We start from the raw sequence: 19905 nt of genomic DNA, 5'->3' as shown, positions 1-19905 counted from the left end.
AAGCGGGGAGTGGTATGACGACGAATGCGATGGACTTCGACTCGGCCCCCTCGGACGAGGGATCCGTTTCCGGGATCCGCACGTCGAGCAGGCCTCGGAGATTGCGCCGCAGCGCACCGACCGCATCGTTGGCCCATCTGCTTGCCGTCGCCGTCGAACGGAATCCGGACGGTATCGCCGTCGTCTCCGAATCCGGCGCTCTCACCTACCGCGAACTCGACGCGGCATCGTCACGCCTTGCACGTCTTCTGATCTCGCGCGGAATCGGTCCCGAGGACCGCGTGGCACCGTTCCTCACTCGCTCGCTCGAATCCGTCCTCGCGACCTGGGCGGTGGCGAAGACAGGCGCGGCGTTCGTGCCCGTCGACCCCACCTACCCTGCCGATCGCATCGCCTACATGCTGAACGATTCGGGGGCCGGGCTCGTCCTGACCACCGAGGAACACGCCGGCGCGCTGCCGGGAGAGGCACCCGCACTCGTGCTCGACTCGGCCGAGGTGCGCGCCGATTCGGCCGGGATGTCCTCGGAGCCCGTCTTCTTCGACGAGCGACGCGGTGTCGTCCGCGCGGAGAACGCGGCGTACGTCATCTACACGTCCGGCTCGACCGGTCGCCCCAAGGGCGTCGTGGTGACGCATTCGGGACTCGCCAACTTCTGCGCCGAACAAGTGGAGCGCTACGGGCTCTCGCCGCAGTCGCGCACATTGCATTTCGCGTCACCGAGTTTCGACGCCTCCGTGCTGGAACTCCTGCTGGCGGTGGGTGCGTCGTCGACGATGGTCGTCGCCCCGCTGACCGTCTTCGGCGGAACCGAGTTCGCGGACGTCGTGCGGAAGCACGGGGTCACCCACGCATTCGTCACACCCGCTGCGCTGGCCTCGGTGGACCCGGCCGGTCTCGAGGTACTCGGCACCGTCGCGGTGGGCGGCGAGGCGTGCCCGCCCGAACTCGTGACGCGATGGGCGCCGGGCCGCCGCTTCCACAACGTCTACGGACCCACCGAGACGACCATCGTCTCGAACATCTCCGAACCCCTCACCCCGGGCGACCGGGTGACGATCGGACCTCCCATCGGCAATGTCACGGAGACCGTGCTCGATTCGCGACTCCACCCCGTCCCCGTCGGTGTCGCGGGCGAACTCTACACAGCAGGGCCGGGGGTGGCCCGCGGGTATCTCGGTCGCCCAGGGCTCACCGCAGCGCGATTCGTCGCAGCGCCGGGAGGTGCGCGGATGTACCGCACCGGCGACGTCGTGCGCGGACCCGAGACGCCCTCGTCGGGCATCGTCTACGTGGGCCGTAACGACTTCCAGGTCAAGGTCCGCGGATTCCGCATCGAACTCGGGGAGATCGACGCCGCACTCGCGTCGCACCCGGGGGTCGACTTCGCCCTCACCGTCGGCCGCGAGACCCCTGCCGGGGAGACCCAACTCGTCTCCTACGTGCACGGCACCGACGGCCCGCCCGATCCGGGCAGCCTCGTCGAACACGTCGCCGGCGTGCTCCCGACGTACATGGTCCCCGCCGCGGTCGTGCCCCTCGACCGCATCCCGCTGACCCCTTCCGGGAAGGTCGACCGCGCGGCACTTCCCGAGGTGGGAACGACCGTCGCCGAATTCCGCGCTCCCGTCACCGCTTCCGAGAAGGCCGTCGCCGATGTCTTCGCCGATGTCCTCGGTGTGGACCGGGTCGGACTCGACGACGACTTCTTCGATCTCGGCGGCAACTCGCTCCTCGCGACGTCCGTCGTCGGCCGCCTCCGGGCGCGTCTCGGCGTCACCGTCCGCGCGGCCGCGCTGTTCGACGAGCCGACCGTCGCGGCACTCGCCCGGCACCTCGACGCGGCCGGCTCCGATCGCGCGGTACCGCTCGTCGCCGGCCCGCGACCCGCACACCTGCCGCTGTCCTACGCGCAACAGCGCATGTGGTTCCTCAACCGCCTCGATCCCGAATCCGCCCTGTACAACATCCCTCTCGCGGTGCGTCTGACCGGTGGACTCGACGTCGACGCGATGCGCGCGGCGTTCGCCGACCTCGTCGAGCGCCACGAGACCCTCCGTACCGTCTACCCCGAGATCGACGGTGTGGGTGAGCAGCGCATCCTCGAACCGGGAGCACGCGTCGTCGACGTTCCGGTCGAGCAGGTGCCCGCCGGCGAGTTGCCGGAGCATCTCGCGCGCGTCGCGGGCCGCGGATTCGACGTCACGGCCGAGGTTCCGGTCCGTGCGCACCTGTTCGCGACCGCACCCGACGAGCACGTGCTCGTTCTCGTCCTGCACCACATCGCCGGCGACGGCACCTCGCTCGCGCCGCTCGTGCGCGACCTCGTCACCGCGTACACCGCACGTGTCGGTGGGCACGCGCCCGACTGGGCGCCGCTGCCGGTGCAGTACGCCGACTACACGCTGTGGCAACGGGAGGTCCTCGGCACCGACGACGACCCCGAATCGATCGCGGGCCGTCAGCTCGCGTACTGGACGGACGCGCTCGCCGGTGTCCCCGAGCATCTCGATCTCGCCACCGACCACGTGCGACCTGCGATCCTCGGCGCGGGCGGCGGTGCCGTGCGCGTCGAACTCGAGGACGACGTCCACGAGGCGATCACCGGCCTCGCCCGCCGGGCGGGAACCACCCCGTTCATGGTCGTGCACGCCGCACTCGCCGCACTCCTCGCACGCCTGTCGAACACCCACGACGTCGTGATCGGGACCCCGGTCGCCGGGCGTTCGGCGCCCGAACTCGACGGTGTCGTGGGCATGTTCGTCAACATGCTCGCGCTGCGCACCGAGGTCGATCTCGGCGGCACCTTCGCCGATCTGCTCGAGCAGGCCCGCACCGTCGACATCGACGCCTTCGACCACGCCGACATCCCGTTCGAACGGCTCGTCGAGGTGCTCGACCCCGTTCGGTCGCCGTCCCGGCACCCCCTCTTCCAGGTCGGGTTGTCGTACCACAACTTCACCATCGACACGCTCGAGCTGCCGGGCCTGCGTGTGGAGGCGCTCGACGCGTCGTCCTCGTCGGTCCGTTTCGACCTGCACGTGACGATCGTCGACAAGGGCATCGACGGCGGGCCGGGTGGATTCGACATCGAATTCGGTTACGCCACCGACCTGTTCGAGGAAGCCTCGATCCGGCGAATGGTCGACCGCTACCTGCGCATCCTGCGCTCCGTCGCCGAGGACGCCGACGTCGTCGTCGGCGACATCGACCTGCACGAGCCCGACCAGCTCGCCGCGATGCTCGAAGCCTGGGAGGCCGAGCAGATCGCGGTGGGCCCCGGCCGGACCCTCGCCGACCTGTTCGACGATCAGGCCCGCACGACGCCCACGGCATGCGCGCTCGTCGACGCGAACGGCGAACTCACCTACGGGGACTTCGCGGACCGGGTCCGACGCCTCGCGCGGATGCTGATCGAGCACGGCGTCGGTCCCGAGACGGTCGTCGCGCTCCCGATCCGACGTTCGATCGACCTCGTCGTCGCGATGTACGCGGTCGTCGAGGCCGGCGGCGCGTATCTGCCGCTCGACCCCGACCACCCGCGCGAACGCGTCGAGTACATCCTCGGATCCGCCGACCCCGCCTGCATCCTCACCACGAGCCGCGACCGCCTCGACCTGCCCGGCGACCGGCCGACCATCGAGGTCGACACCGTCGACCTCGCCGCCTACAGCGGCAAGGAGATCCGCAACGCCGACCGCCTCGCTCCGCTGCGCGCGAGCAACGCCGCCTACGTGATCTACACGTCCGGGTCGACGGGACGGCCGAAGGGCGTCGTCGTGCCGCACGAGGCGATCGTCAACCAGCTCGTCTGGAAGCGGAAGGAATACCGCCTCGGTGTGGGCGACGCCGTCCTGCTCAAGACCGCAGCGACCTTCGACCTGTCGGTGTGGGAGTTCTGGTCGTCGCTGACCTCCGGCGCGAAACTCGTCGTCGCCGCACCCGACGGCCACCGCGACCCGGCCTACCTCAACGACCTGATCCGCCGCGAGCACGTGACGACCCTGCACGTCGTGCCCTCGATGCTCGACGCGTTGCTCGACGACGCCGACGGAGAACTGCCCGACTCGCTGCGACGAGTGCTCGCGATCGGTGAGGTGCTTCCCGTCGACACGGCCGAACGCACCCTCGAACGGTCGGACACCGACCTCGTCAACCTGTACGGGCCGACGGAGGCGGCGGTCTCGGTGACCGCGCACCGCGTCACCGAGACGGGGGAGAGCTCGGTTCCGATCGGCGGCCCGATCCCCAACACGCAGGTCTTCGTCCTCGACGAGCGGCTGCACCCGGTGCCCCCGGGAGTGGCCGGGGAGCTCTACCTCGCAGGAACCCAGCTCGCGCGCGGCTACTCCGGCCGACCGGAACTGACCGCCGAGCGGTTCGTCGCCAACCCCTTCGGCGACCCCGGCACACGCCTGTACCGCACCGGCGACCTCGTGCGCTGGCGGTTCGACGACGATCAGCTGTCGGGCACGCTCGAATACCTCGACCGGGCCGACTTCCAGGTGAAGGTGCGTGGTTTCCGCATCGAGCTCGGGGAGATCGAGTCCGCGCTGCGGGCGCTGCCGCAGATCCGCGACGCGGTGGTGACGGTGCAGCACGGCGACCGGATCGTCGCCTTCGTCGTCCCCACCGGCGGAGCCCCCGACATCACCGCGATCCGCGGCGCGCTGGCGCGGACGCTGCCGTCCTACATGGTCCCGCAGGGCTTCGTGACCCTCGACGCCCTCCCGCTGAACGTCAACGGCAAGGTCGACCGCAAGGCCCTCCCGGAGGCGGAGGTCGTCACGGCGCCCTACCGCGCCCCGCGCACCGGCACGGAGGCGACGGTCGCGTCGGTCTACGCCGAAGTGCTCGGCAGCGACGACCCGGTCGGTCTCGACGACGACTTCTTCGGCATCGGCGGCAACTCGCTCAGCGCGGTCAAGGTCGCCGCGCGCCTGCGGGACCGCCTCGACGCCCACGTCGAGCTGCCGTGGCTGTTCCTGCGCCCGGGTGTGGAGGAACTCGCCGCCCGGATCGACTCGCACAGCACGTCCGAGACGGACACGCTCGGGAGTGCCGGTCTCGACCCGCTGCTGCCGCTGCGTTCCGGTGGGGACGGTGCACCGGTGTTCTGCATCCACCCCGTCACCGGCCTCGCGTGGGGCTTCGCCGGTCTCGTGCCGTACCTCGGCGACCGTCCCGTCTACGGTCTGCAGTCGCCCGCGCTCGGCGAGGCGGGCAACCTGCCCGGCGACATCGGCGCCTGGGCGGACGAGTACGTCCGGCTCATCCGGCAGGCGCACCCGCACGGCCCCTACCATCTCGTCGGATGGTCCATGGGCGGCATCCTGGCCCACGCCGTCGCGGTCCGGCTGCGACGGGCGGGGGAGCAGGTCCCGACCCTCGCGATCCTCGACGCCTACCCCGAGACCGGGGCCGCGCGGACCGACGCGCAGCGCACCGCGGCCACCGCCCCGACGGTCGCGAACGTACTCGGCATCCCGGCCGAGGGCCCGGCTGCGGAGATCCCCCTCACCGAGCTCACCGCCGAGAGCGCGCAGCAGGTGGTGCAGGCTCTGCCGGCGCCGTTCGACAGCCTCTCCCCGGAACGGATCACCCGGATCGTCGAGGGCGTCCGGCACTCGTACTCGGTCCTCGCGGTGCATCGTCCCGAGGTCTACGACGGTGACCTCACGGTCTTCGTCGCCGAGACCGATCGCCCGATGTCCTCCACCGAGGCCTGGTATCCCTACGTGAACGGGCTGGTGACCACGCGTGAGGTGCCGGTCTCCCATTGGGACATGGCCACCAGGAAGGCGTGGGCGGTCATCGGACCCGCCATCGGTCGCCGTCTCGACGAGAGGCGCTGACCGGCCACAACTCGACATCCCGCCACGGTGGGGCGGCCCGGACCGGGTCGTCCCACCGTGACGTGCGCGCCCACGGCCGTAACATGGCTCTCCGGCCGCCGATGCTCTAATGGGCACATGACTGCCCGGTAACAACCGGGTGGCCGCGGCCGGAACGGGACGTACGAGGGATCGGGACCAGTGGTGAGTGAAGCCTTGCGTAAGGTCGGCGAGCAGGGGGCCGAGGGGAACGGTGGAGCCACCGGCGGTGCTCGTATCGAAGCCTCCGGCGATGCCCGCCCTGCGGCAACCGAGCGGCGGCGGCCACGCAGGCGTCCCGAGCGTCGCGGAGCCAGGGCCGCGCTGCTTCCCCAGCTGATCACCGCTGCCGTCGAACGCGACCCCTCCGCGACCGCAGTGGTCGAGGACGACCGTTCGCTCACCTACGCCGAGCTCGACGAGGCGTCGTCGCGTCTCGCGCGGTATCTCATCGGCCTCGGTGTCGGTCCCGAGGACGTCGTCGCGCTCGCGATCGCCCGGTCGATCGACTCGGTGCTCGCTACCTGGGCGGTCGCGAAGACCGGTGCCGCCTTCGTGCCCGTCGACCCGAACTATCCCGCCGACCGCGTCGAGCACATGACGGTCGACTCCGGCGCGGCACTCGGCCTGACCCTCGCCGAGAACGAACCCGCCCTGCCCTCCACGACCCGATGGATCGCACTCGACGACCCCGCGATCGCGCAGCAACTCGCGGCTCTTCCGTCCGAGCCCGTCTCGTTCGACGAACGGGTACGGACGCTGCGGGTCGAGAACACGGCATACATCATCTACACCTCGGGGTCGACGGGACGGCCGAAGGGCGTCGTCGTGACCCATTCGGGTCTGGGGAACTTCTGCACCGAGCAGGTGGAGCGGTACGCCCTGACCTCCGACTCGCGCACGCTGCACTTCGCGTCCCCGAGCTTCGACGCCTCGATCCTCGAACTGCTGCTGGCGATCGGCGCCTCGTCGACGATGGTGATCGCCCCGACCTCCGTGTACGGCGGCGAGGAGTTCGCTGAACTCGTTGTGCGACAGGGCGTCACGCACGCCTTCGTCACGCCGGCCGCGCTGGCCTCGGTCGACCCGACGGGCCTGGAGGTGCTCGACTGCATCGTTGTCGGCGGTGAAGCGTGCCCTCCGGATCTGGTGGAGCGGTGGGCTCCGGGCCGACGATTCTTCAACGGCTACGGTCCGACCGAGACGACCATCATGACGAACATCTCGGACCCGCTGGCTCCGGGTGACCAGATCACGATCGGTGCGCCCATCAGGAACACCACCGCGCACGTGCTGGACACGCGACTGCACGCCGTTCCGGCCGGAGTGACGGGCGAGCTCTACCTGTCGGGCCCGGGCGTGGCCCGCGGATACCACCGACGACCGGAGCTGACCGCCGCCCGGTTCGTCGCGGCCCCCGGCGGCGCGCGCATGTACCGTTCCGGCGACCTCGTCCGCGGACCCCGCGACGCCGCATCACCCATCGTCTACATCGGCCGGAACGACTTCCAGGTCAAGGTCCGCGGCTTCCGCATCGAACTCGGCGAGATCGACGCCGTGCTGGCGTCCGCGCCAGCAGTGGACTTCGCGGCGACGCTCGCGCGGACGGGCCCGTCCGGGCAGACCCAGCTGGTCGCGTACGTGCACGCCGCGCCCGGCGCGACGGTCGACCCGCAGGAACTGTCGGCCCTCGCTGCGGAGCGCCTCCCGGCCCACATGGTGCCCTCGGCGATCGTGCCGATCGACGAGATCCCCCTCTCGCCCACCGGCAAGCTCGACCGCGACGCGCTGCCCGATCCGGGACCGATCGTCACCGAGTTCCGGGCCCCGGAGACCGGCACCGAGCTCGCGATCGCCGCAGTGTTCGCCGACGTGCTGGGACTCGACTCCACGCGGGTCGGTCTCGACGACGACTTCTTCGATCTCGGCGGCAACTCGCTGGTCGCCACGCGGGTGGCGGCGCGGTTGAGCGAGCGCCTCGGCGTGCGGGTGCCTGCACGCCTGCTCTTCGAGGGTTCGACGGTTGCGCAGCTCGCGGCCCTGGTCGAACCCCTCACCGGTGACGACCGGATCCCCCTCGTGGCCGGTCCGCGCCCCGAGACGATCCCCCTCTCGCTCGCGCAGCAGCGCATGTGGTTCCTGAGCAGATTCGACACCGCCTCGGCCGCGAACAACATCCCCGTCGCACTGCGTCTGCGCGGGACACTCGACACCGAAGCGCTCGGCGCCGCGGTCGCCGACCTCGTCGAACGTCACGAGACGCTCCGCACCGTCTATCCGGACCACGACGGGGTGGGCAGTCAGCTGATCCTGCCCGCCTCTGAAGCGACACCGACGCTGCGGGCCGAGGACGTCACGGAGGCCGAGGTGCACGGCCGGGTGGTGCGCGCGGTGACGACCGGCTTCGACGTCACCGCCGAGGTCCCGCTGCGCCTCGAACTGCTCCGCATCTCGCGCGACGCCGCCGGCGTCACCACGGCGCAGGACGAGCACGTCCTGATCATCGTCGTCCACCACATCGCCGCCGACGGCACGTCCATCGAGCCGTTCGTGCGCGATCTCGTCACCGCCTACTTCGCCCGCACGTCGGGCACGGCGCCCGGTTGGGAACCGCTGGCCGTGCAGTACGCGGACTACACCCTGTGGCAGCGCGCGGTCCTCGGCGACGAGGACGATCCGGAGTCGACGATCTCGAAGGAGATCGCCTACTGGACTTCAGTTCTCGCCGATCTGCCGGATCGTCTCGAACTGCCCACCGACCGGCCCCGTCCGGTCGAGGCGTCGGGTCGCGGTGCCACCGTCGAGTTCGAGATCGACCCGGCCCTGCACGAGGCCGTCGTCGAACTCGGCCGGGCGGCAGGATGTTCGCCGTTCATGGTCGTCCACGCCGCCTTCGCCGTTCTGCTGTCCCGGATCTCGGGTGCGAGCGACATCGCGATCGGCACCCCGGTCGCGGGCCGCGGCGAGCAGGCGCTCGACGATCTGATCGGCATGTTCGTCAACACGCTCGTGCTGCGGACCACCGTCACGCCCGATCGGACGTTCGCCGACGTCCTGCGCGAGGTCCGCGCCTCGGACATCGACGCGTTCGCCCACGCCGACCTGCCGTTCGAGCGGCTCGTGGAGGTCCTCGACCCCGTTCGTTCCGCCGGTCACCATCCGCTCTTCCAGGTGGCCCTGTTCTTCCAGAACATGGAACAACCCGAACTCGCCCTGCCCGGACTGGACGTCGAGCCGGTGGATCTCGGTGGCAGCATCGCCAAGTTCGACCTGCAGCTCACCGTCGGACCGCGGGAGGTCGAGGGACGGCCGGCCGGTATGGGCGCCCAGTTCACGTACGCCACGGACCTTTTCGACGAGGCGACGGTGCGGTCGCTCGCCGTCCGCCTCGTGACGGTTCTCGAAGCGCTCACCGGCGACGTCGACACGGTTGTCGGTGACGTCGACCTGCTGGCCGCGCCGGAGCGGCAGACGCTCACCGTCGAGGTGAACGCCACCGAACGTCCGGTGGCCGCGCAGACCCTGCTCTCGCGCTACCGTGCGCAGGTCGCCTCGACCCCGGACGCCACCGCGGTCGTCTTCGGCGACGACGCGCTCACCTACGCGGAGTTCGATGCGCTGGTCAACCGACTCGCCCGTCACCTGATCTCGGGGGGTGTCGGACCCGAATCGCTCGTCGCACTGGGCATCCGGCGTTCGATCGACCTGGTCGTCGCCATGTACGCCGTCGTCACGGCGGGTGGCGCCTACGTGCCGCTCGACCCCGACCACCCGGCCGACCGGATCGGTCATATCCTCGACACCGCACGACCGGTGTGCGTACTGAGCACCACCGCCGACGCCGACGACCTTCCCGCCGGCGTCGAGGTGATCCTCGTCGACGACCCTGATCTGCCCGAACTGTCAACAGAGCCGGTGCGCGAGGACGAACTGCGGGGCGCCGTCCGGCCGGCCTCGCCGGCCTACGTGATCTTCACGTCCGGATCCACCGGACGTCCGAAGGGTGTATCCGTCCCGCACGAGGCGATCGTCAACCAGCTCGAGTGGATGGCCGCGGAGTACGACATCTCGGCCGACGACGTGTACCTGCAGAAGACCGCCACGACCTTCGACGTGTCGCTGTGGGGCTATTTCCTGCCGCTGCGCACCGGCGGAACACTCGTCGTCGCGACCCACGACGGTCACCGCGACCCGGCCTACGTGGCCGACGCGATCGTCCGGTACGGCGTCACGCTCACCGACTTCGTCCCGTCCATGCTCACCGTCTTCGCCGCTCACGCCCCGGCGGGCAGCTGCGCGGGTCTGCGCCACGTCTTCGTCATCGGCGAGGCTCTGCCGCCGGAGACCGTGACGGCCTTCCGGCGTCTCGGTGACGCGGCGGTCCACAACCTCTACGGCCCCACCGAGGCCGCGGTCTCGGCGACCTACTGGCCCGCCGAGGACGGCGACCATTCCGTGCCGATCGGCGTTCCCGAAGCGAACGTGCAGGTGTACGTGCTGGATTCGCGTCTGCGTCCCACCCCGGTGGGTACGCCGGGCGAGCTGTATCTCGGTGGCGTGCAACTCGCGCGCGGTTACGAGAAGCGCCCCGATCTCACGTCCGACCGGTTCGTCGCGAGCCCCCTCGGGGCGCGGGGGAGCCGGATGTACCGCACCGGCGATCTCGTGCGGTGGCGCCGCAGCGCCGACGGTGCCCTCGTCCTGGACTATCTCGGCCGCACCGACTTCCAGGTCAAGTTCCGCGGTCAGCGCATCGAACTCGGTGAGATCGAGACGGCGCTGCTCGGCTGCGCCGAGGTGAGCCAGGCCGTCGCGCTCGTCGTGCCGACACCGACCGGTGAGCAGCTGGTCGCCTACGTCGTGCCGGCGCCCGGGCACGCCGTCGACAAGGCGGTCCTGCTCGATGCCGTGCGCAGCGTCCTGCCGTCGTACATGGTGCCGTCGGCGGTCGTCGTGCTCGACGCGTTCCCGCTCAACACCAGTGGCAAGCTCGATCGCAAGGCCCTACCGGAACCCGTCTTCGAGGTCCGCGAATTCCGCGCTCCCCGCACCCCGATCGAGGAGATCGTCGCGAACGTCTACGCCGACGTCCTCGGCGTCGACCGGGTCGGACGCGACGACCACTTCTTCGACCTCGGCGGCAACTCGCTCGTCGCCACGCAGGTCGCTGCGCGACTCGGGGCCGCACTCGGCATGCGCGTCGCGGTGCGGTCGCTCTTCGAACACCCCGTCGTCGAATCCCTCGCCGCCCACATCGAGTCGTCGACGGCCGGTGCCGCAGCCGTCCCGCTCACGGCACGCACCCGGCCCGACCACGTGCCGCTCTCGCTGGCGCAGCAGCGGATGTGGTTCCTCAACCGGTTCGAACCGGATTCGGCGGTGAACAACCTGCCGCTCGTGATCCGGCTGCGCGGATCGCTGGATCTCGACGCCCTGCGCGGTGCCGTCGGCGACGTGGTGCTGCGGCACGAGTCCCTGCGGACCGTCTACCCGGAGACCGACGGCATCGCCCACCAGGTCGTCCTCCCGGCGGCGTCCGTCGTTCCCGACATCGAACCGTCCGAGGTCGATCCTGCCGACATCCTGGACGAGGTCGCCGCGATCCTCGATGCCGGTTTCGACGTCACGGCGGAGGTCCCGCTGCGGATCCGGCTGCTGCGTCTCGCCGACGACGACCACGTGCTCGTCGTGGTGCTCCACCACATCAGCGGTGACGGTTTCTCGATGGGCCCGCTCGCCCGCGACGTCATGGTCGCATACAGCGCCAGAACCGAAGGGCTGCAGCCGAACTGGGCGCCGCTTCCCGTCCAGTACGCCGACTACACCCTGTGGCAGCGGGAGGTGCTCGGCTCCGAGGACGACCCGGAGTCCCCCATCGCCCGCCAGCTCGCCTACTGGCGTCACGCCCTGAAGGGCATCCCGGAGCAGATCGACCTGCCCGCCGACCGTCCGCGGCCCGCGGTCGCCTCGGGCAGGGGTGCGAACACCGCCGTGGAGATCGACGCGCGGACGCACGCGGCACTCGATCGTCTCGCGCGCGAGCGCGGCGCGTCGTTGTTCATGGTCTTCCACAGCGCCCTGGCGGCCGTCCTCGCACGACTGTCGGGCACCGAGGACATCGTGATCGGCGCCCCCATCGCCGGACGCGGTGAGCAGCTGCTGGACGACATGATCGGCATGTTCGTCAACACGCTCGTGCTGCGCAGCGAGGTGCGCCCCTCCGACACCTTAGCCGACCTCCTCGGACGGGTGCGCGAGAGCGACCTCGGGGCGTTCGGGCACGCCGACCTGCCGTTCGAACGGCTCGTGGAGGTCCTCGACCCGGAACGGTCGCAGGCGCGCCACCCGTTGTTCCAGATCGCTCTGACCTTCCAGAATCTCGGGCAGTCCCGCTTCGAACTGCCGGGCCTGGCCGTCGAAGGTTTCGACGTCCCGGTCGCCCACGCCAAGTTCGACCTGCAGGTCACCGTCGTCGAGCGGTTCGACGCGGACGGCGCTCCCGGCGGCCTCGACGTCGTGCTGACCTACGCCGTCGACCTGTTCGACGAGGCGACGATACGCAGCTTCGGCGACCGTCTCGGTCGCATGCTCGCCGCGGTGGCGACCGATCCCGAGTCCGTGATCGGCGACGTCCCGCTGCTCGACCCGGCCGAACGCACCGAGGTGCTCGAGGCGTGGAACGAGCCCGGTACCCGAGTCCCCGACGTCACGCTCGTGGACCGCTTCCGCGAGGCCGCCGAGGCGCACCCGGATTCGGTCGCCGTGACCTTCGGCGACCGGCAGCTCACCTACGCCGAACTGTCCGCGCGGGTCAACCGCCTCGCGCGCGAACTCGTCGACCGCGGTGTCCGTCCCGACGCCCTCGTCGGAGTCGCGTTGCCGCGCACGGAGGAACTCGTCGTCGCGCTGCTCGCGGTGCAGCAGGCCGGCGGTGGCTATCTGCCGATCGACCTCACCTACCCGGCCGAGCGTCTGACCTTCATGCTCGAGGACGCGGCGCCGGTGTGTGTGCTCGTGGCGGGGGAGCCGGATGCGCTGCCCGCCACCGACGTCCCGGTGATCGACCTCGAACGGCTCGACCTGTCGACGCGGTCGGCCGATCCGCTCTCCGACGACGAGCGCGCGGCACCGCTGCGCAGCGACAACCTCGCCTACGTCATCTACACCTCCGGTTCCACAGGCCGGCCCAAGGGCGTGCAGATCCCGCACCGCACGGTGCTCGAACTGTTCGAGAACACCGCGCCCGCCTTCGGATTCGACGCCGACGACGTGTGGACCCTGTTCCACTCCTACGCCTTCGACTTCTCCGTGTGGGAACTGTGGGGTCCGCTGCTCCACGGTGGTCGCCTCGTGGTCGTCGACTACCACACCTCCCGGTCCCCGGAGGACTTCCACGCCCTCCTGCGGCGCGAGAAGATCACGGTGCTCAACCAGACCCCGTCGGCCTTCTACCAGATCGCCGAGGCGGACGCCGTTGTGGCCGAGCAGGATCCGGATGCGCAGCCGCTGTCCCTGCGGTACGTCGTGTTCGGTGGTGAGGCACTCGATCTGCGTCGCCTGGCCGGCTGGTATCGGCGGCACGGGGATTCAGGGCGAGCGCCGCGCCTGGTCAACATGTACGGCATCACCGAGACCACCGTGCACGTCTCGCATCTCGAACTGTCCGCTGCCGACGTCGACAATCAGGCGAGCGCCGTCGGTCGCGCGATCCCCGGCCTCGGCATCTACGTGCTCGACGCCCGTCTGCAGCCCGTCCCGGTGGGCGTGCCCGGCGAGATCTACGTCCGCGGTGGCCAGCTCGCACGCGGCTATCTCGGTCGTGCCGAGCTGACCTCCGGGCGGTTCGTCGCCGATCCCTACGGTGCGCCGGGCTCGCGCATGTACCGCACCGGTGACGTCGCCCGATGGAACGCGCACGGGCAGCTCGAATACGCCGGTCGCAGCGACCTGCAGGTGCAGCTGCGCGGCTTCCGCATCGAACTCGGCGAGATCGAGGCGGCACTGACCGGTGTGGAGGGTGTCGCGCACGCCGTCGCGTCCGTGTGGTCGGACGAGCACACGGGGGACAAGCTCGTCGGTTACGTCGTGCCGCGGGCCGGGCACACGGTCGCCCCGTCCGAGGTGCTCGAACGGGTGGGTGAATTCCTCACCGGTTACATGGTTCCCGATGCGGTGCTCGTGCTCGACGAGTTGCCGCTGACCCCGAACGGCAAGCTCGACCGCAGGTCGCTGCCCGCGCCGGTGTTCACCAGCGACCGCGAGTTCCGAGCGCCGCGAACACCCACGGAGGAGACCATCGCCGAGGTCTTCGCCGACGTGCTCGGTCTCGAACGGGTCGGGATCGACGACTCGTTCTTCGCCCTCGGTGGCGACAGCATCGTGTCGATCCAGCTGGTGTCCCGCGCGAAGGCGCGGGGTGTCGTGTTCACCCCGCGCGAGGTGTTCGAGCAGCGCACGGTGGCCGGTCTCGCCGAAGTGGCGCGCGCCGGAACGGGATCCGAACCGGTGCTGCGCGAACTCGAGGGCGGCGGCGTCGGCGAGATCCCGCTCACCCCGATCGTGCGGTACATGGTCGAGCGTGGCGGCGGTTTCGATCGCTACACGCAGACCATCGCACTCGAACTGCCCGCCGGTATCGGACGCAGCGACGTGGTGGCGACGATCGCCGCCGTGGTGGACCGGCACGACATGCTCCGGGCGTGCTTGCGGAACAACGGTTCCGGTGAGTGGGTGCTGTCGACCTCCGTGCCGGGAAGTGTCGACGTCGATGCGCTCGTGACGCGCGTCGAGGTTCCCGCGGATGCCGGCGACGACCAGTGGGTCGAGATCGCCGCGCGCGAACTCGACGCCGCCGAGGGGCGTCTCGCTCCGTCGCAGGGCATCGTCACGCAGTTCGTCTGGCTCGACCCCGCTGCCGGGGCGACACGGACCGGACGGCTGATCGTGGTGGCGCACCACCTCGTCGTCGACGGGGTGTCGTGGCGGATCCTGGTGCCCGACTTCGTCACCGCGTGGGCCCAGATCGATCACGGGCAGCAGCCCGCCCTCCAGCCCGTCGGCACGTCGTTCCGCACCTGGGCGCACGCCCTCGTCGACGGTGCCGCCGGACGCGTGACGGAACTGCCGTTGTGGACATCCGTTCTCGACGGACCCGACCCGCTGCTCGGCGACCGCCCGTTCGACCCGTCGGTCGACCTGGCGTCGACGGTCGTGAAGGTGCCGGTCCGGGTCGACGCGGCGACCACCGAGACGTTGCTGACCACCCTTCCCGAGCTCTACCACGGCTCGGTCAACGACGTGCTGCTCACGGGTCTCGCACTGGCCCTGGCCGAGTGGCGGCGGGCGCGGGGTACGGACGTGCGATCGGCACTGATCCGTCTCGAGGGCCACGGCCGCGAGGAGGACGTCGTACCGGGCTCGGACCTCTCGCGCACCGTCGGCTGGTTCACGACGATGTTCCCCGTGCGGCTCGACCTGACCGACGTCGACCTCGACGACGCCGCGGCCGGTGGTGCGAGCGCGGGTGCGGCACTGAAGGCGGTCAAGGAGGATCTCCGCCGCGTCCCCGACAAGGGCATCGGCTACGGGCTCCTCCGGTACTGCAACCCCGAGACCTCCACCCGTCTGGCTGCGACTCCCGCCGGTCAGATCAGCTTCAACTATCTCGGCCGGCTCGACGCCGGTGAGGTCTCGACCGACCGCGTGCCGGAACTCGGGTGGCTGCCCGCCGGCGACCTCGGGGACCTGTCCGGAACCGACGATCCCGACGCCCCGGCCCTCGCCGCCGTCGACATCAACGCCGTCGTCCTCGGAGGCGAGCTCGGAGCGAACTTCGGCTACGCGTCCGGTCTGCTCGACCGCGCCGACGTCGAGGATCTCGCGCAGCGCTGGGTGCGCGCACTCGAAGCCCTCGCCGCGCACGCCACGCGCCCGGCTGCCGGCGGACGGACCCCGTCCGACCTGTCGCTGGTCGACGTCACCCAACGCGACATCGACCTGTGGGAGTCGCGGTACCCCGGCGCGGCGGACGCCTGGCCGCTCGCTCCGCTCCAGGCCGGCCTGCTCTACCACGCACTCCTGGCGGAGGGGCACTCCGACGCCTACAGCACGCAGGTGCTCGTCCACCTCGCGGGAGTGGTCGACGCGCAGCGGCTGCGCGCGGCGGCGGATGCGCTGCTGGGGCGCTACCCGAACCTCCGCACGGCATTCGTCGCGAGCGAATCGGGCATCCCCGTCCAGGTCGTCGTCGACGAGGTCACCCTTCCGTGGCGCGAGGTCGACATCCGGGGCGAGGACTCCGCAGTACTCGCCGATGTGCTGCGAGCGGAACAGGCCGTCGCGTTCGACATGGCCGAGCCGCCGCTGATCCGCTTCGTCCTCGTCCGCACGGGTGACGACAGTTGGACCCTCGCCGTCACGAGTCACCACATCCTGCTCGACGGCTGGTCGATGCCGCTGTTGATGAAGGACCTGCTGGTGCTCTACGCGACCCGCGGTGATGCGGGCGTCCTCGGCCGGGCACCGTCCTACCGGGCGTATCTCGAGTGGCTCGCGCGTCGCGACCACGAGACCTCCGTCGAAGCGTGGATACGCTCGCTCGACGGGATCGAGGAGCCCACCCTGCTGGCCGGGGGCAACACCGACGGCACGGGCGGCACCCCGGACGAGCACCGGATCGACCTCGGTCGTGAACGGTCCGACCTCCTCGCGGACACGGCCACGCGGCTCGGCGTCACGGTCAACACCGTGCTGCAGGGCGCCTGGGCCGTCCTCCTGGCCCGCACGACCGACCGCGACGACGTCGTATTCGGCACCACCGTGTCGGGCCGGCCCGCGGACCTCCCCGGCGTCGAGGCGATGGTGGGACTGTTCATCAACACCCTCCCGGTGCGGGTGCGCCTCGGCGCCGGCGAGACCGGGCACGATCTGCTCCGCCGCATCCAGGGCGAGCAGGCCGAACTGCTCGATCACCATCACGTCGGGCTCGCCGAGATCCAGCAGCGTGCCGGTACGGGAGCGTTGTTCGACACGCTGCTCGTGTACGAGTCCTATCCGGTCGACCGCAGCGGAATCGAAGCCGCGGGATCGATCGACGGACTCGTCGTCGCCGGTGTCAACGCCCGGGACGCGACGCACTATCCGCTCACGGCCGTCGTCACCTCCGAGGAGGCGTTGACGCTCGCGTTCAAGTACCGCAGCGACATCCTGGCCGCGGAGGACGTGGCGACGCTGGCCGCCAGGTACGTCCGTATCCTCGATGCGCTCGTCGCCGATCCCGACGCCTCGGTGGACTCGCTGCCGTATCTCGACGCGGCCGAGATCGAGGACCTCGCCGACCGGTGGGGCGGACCCGCACTGCCCGCGGTGCCGCTCGGTGATCTGCTCGCGGAGACCGCCGTCCGCAACCCCGACGGCGTCGCGGTCGTCCACGACGGACGCTCGCTGACCTACGCCGAACTCGACGCCCGGTCGTCGCGACTGGCGAGGCTGCTCGTCGGCCGGGGCATCGGGACGGAGGATGTGGTCGCGCTCGGACTGACGCGGTCGTTCGACTCGATCACCGCCGTGTGGGCGGTCGCCCGCGCCGGAGCCGCCTACGTGCCGGTCGATCCGAACTATCCGGCCGACCGTGTCGCCCACATGCTTTCCGACTCGGGGGCCGTCCTCGGCCTCACCGTCTCGGCCGAGCGGGAGCGGCTGCCCGGCGACGTGCAGTGGGTCGACCTGACCGACCCCGCGACGCTCACCGAGCTGGAGGCCCTGTCCGACGAACCGTTCGCCGCGCACGAGAGGGTCCGTCCGGTCCGAGCGGACAACACCGCCTACGTCATCTACACCTCGGGGTCCACGGGCCTTCCGAAGGGCGTCGTGGTGTCGAACTCCGGATTGGCGAATTTCACTGCGGCGCAGCGTGAACACTATGGACTGGATGCCGACACCCGGGCGCTGCACTTCGCGTCGCCGAGTTTCGACGCCTCCATGCTCGAACTGCTCCTCGCCGTGGGCGGAGGCGGCACCCTCGTCGTCGCGTCCCCGGGTATCTACGGAGGCAGCGAACTCGCCGAGCTGATCCGCTCCGAGCGCGTGACGCACGCGTTCATCACTTCCGCGGCGGTCGCCACCCTCGATCCGGAGGGACTCGACGGGCTCCGGGTGCTCGCCGCCGGCGGCGAGGCCGTGCCGCCGGAACTGGTCGCGCGCTGGGCGCCCGGACGGGCGTTCCACAACGTCTACGGTCCGACGGAGACCACGATCGTGACCACGATCAGCGAACCGTTGGCGCCCGGGGACCCGATCACGATCGGAGGACCGATCCGAGGTGTCCGCGCGCTCGTGCTCGACAGGCGCCTGCGGCCGGTGCCGGTCGGTGTGCCCGGCGAGCTGTACATGTCGGGAGTGCAGATCGCACGCGGATACCACCGCAGGCCCGGTCTCACGGCGGAGCGCTTCGTCGCCGATCCGTTCGGATCCGGTGGACGCCTCTACCGTACCGGCGACGTGGTCCGGTGGACCGACGACGGGAAGATCGCCTACGTGGGTCGGTCGGACTTCCAGGTGAAGGTGCGCGGCTTCCGTATCGAACTCGACGAGATCGACGCCGTCCTGCGACACGATCCGAGCGTGGACTTCGCCGTCACCGTCGCCCGCCGGTACGACACCGGCAGTGTCCGGCTCGTCTCGTACGTGACCGCGACGGCCGGCCACGTCGTCGACACGGACGATCTGCTCCGCGCGGCTGCCCGAGCGTTGCCGCAGCACATGGTTCCCGACGACATCGTCGTGCTCGACGCCGTGCCGCTGACGCACGTCGGCAAGCTCGACCGCGCGGCGTTGCCGGAACCGGAGACACGGACCCGCCCGTACCGCGCTCCGCGCACCCACCTCGAGGAGGTCGTCGCGCGGGTGTACGCCGACGCCCTCGACGCCGAGCAGGTCGGTCTCGACGACGACTTCTTCGACCTCGGCGGCAACTCCCTCGTGGCCACCCAGGTGGTCGCGCGGCTGCGCGACGAGACCGGACTGCAGGTCCGCGTCCCGTGGCTGCTGGAGACGCCGGCTGTCGAGGCTCTCGCGTCGCGGCTGGCCGCGGCCGTGGACGGAGCGGACGTCGATTCCGCAGGGACCGCGAACGCGGCGTCGGACGTGCTCGTCACGCTGCGTCCGGGCGATGCGACGACACCGGTCTTCTGCTTCCACCCGATGATCGGACTGGCCTGGCCGTATGCGCCTCTGGCAGCGCGACTCGCGACGAGCAGCGCGGTGTACGGCGTACAGACGCCGGCTCTGCGCGAACCCGGCTTCGTCGCATCCTCGCTCGCCGATCTCGCGCGGAGGTACACGGACGAGATCGTCGCCGCCGCACCCGGCGGCCGATACCGCCTCATCGGATGGTCGCTCGGCGGTGTGCTCGCGCACGCCGTCGCGGTCGAGGTGCAGGCACGCGGACTGCAGGTCGAGGGCCTCGCCCTCATCGACAGCATCCCGCGGATCGACACCGACCGGTTCGCGACCGAACTCGCGGAGAACCTGCGTGCCTTCGGGGTCTTTGTGGACACCACCGCACTCGACGGCGGTCTTCCGCAGGAAGCTGCGGAAGCGCTGGTCCGGGCCGTGCCGGACGGGTTGATCGACCTCGACGTGGAGCGGGTGCAGGGCCTGTTCTCCGCGGCCGTGACCTCGCCCGAACTGATCAACGGTCACGACCCTGAGGTGTTCGCCGGCGACATGGAGTTCTTCAGTGCGACGGAGGAGCACCCGACGGAGGCGGACGCCGCAGATCTGTGGCGACCGTTCGTGTCGGGCCGTATCCGGACCCGGTTCGTGCCGGGTGCGCACGGCGAGATGATGGAGCCGTCCGCCATCGAGATCATCGCGCCGGCGCTCGACGCCGCCACACGGGTGGTCGCCGAAAGTGGAGGAGACCGTCGGTCGCGGTAATGTGCACGAACGATTCGTCGATACACGTTGTGCTGCGCCGGACGGCGCGCCTCGGCCCCGCCCGAGGTCTGTAGCCCACGCCCGGAAGCGGGTC

General features: G+C 70.6%; 2 protein-coding genes. Both read left to right on the top strand.

Annotation, left to right across the window (positions count from 1 at the left end):
• Positions 1 to 14: 14 nt before the first annotated feature.
• Complete coding sequence (locus AC0LPE_RS17405) at positions 15 to 5855, top strand: amino acid adenylation domain-containing protein (protein WP_490604884.1); 5841 nt, start codon at positions 15 to 17, stop codon at positions 5853 to 5855.
• A 255-nt stretch (positions 5856 to 6110) separates the two neighbouring features.
• A complete protein-coding gene (locus tag AC0LPE_RS17400) occupies positions 6111 to 19811 on the top strand; it encodes a non-ribosomal peptide synthetase (protein WP_490606365.1) in 13701 nt (4566 codons plus the stop codon).
• Positions 19812 to 19905: the final 94 nt, after the last annotated feature.

The organism is Rhodococcus sp. S3 (genome assembly GCF_058211795.1).
The sequence above is the reverse complement of the archived record's forward strand: the minus strand, read 5'-3'. Positions and strand labels throughout refer to the sequence as shown.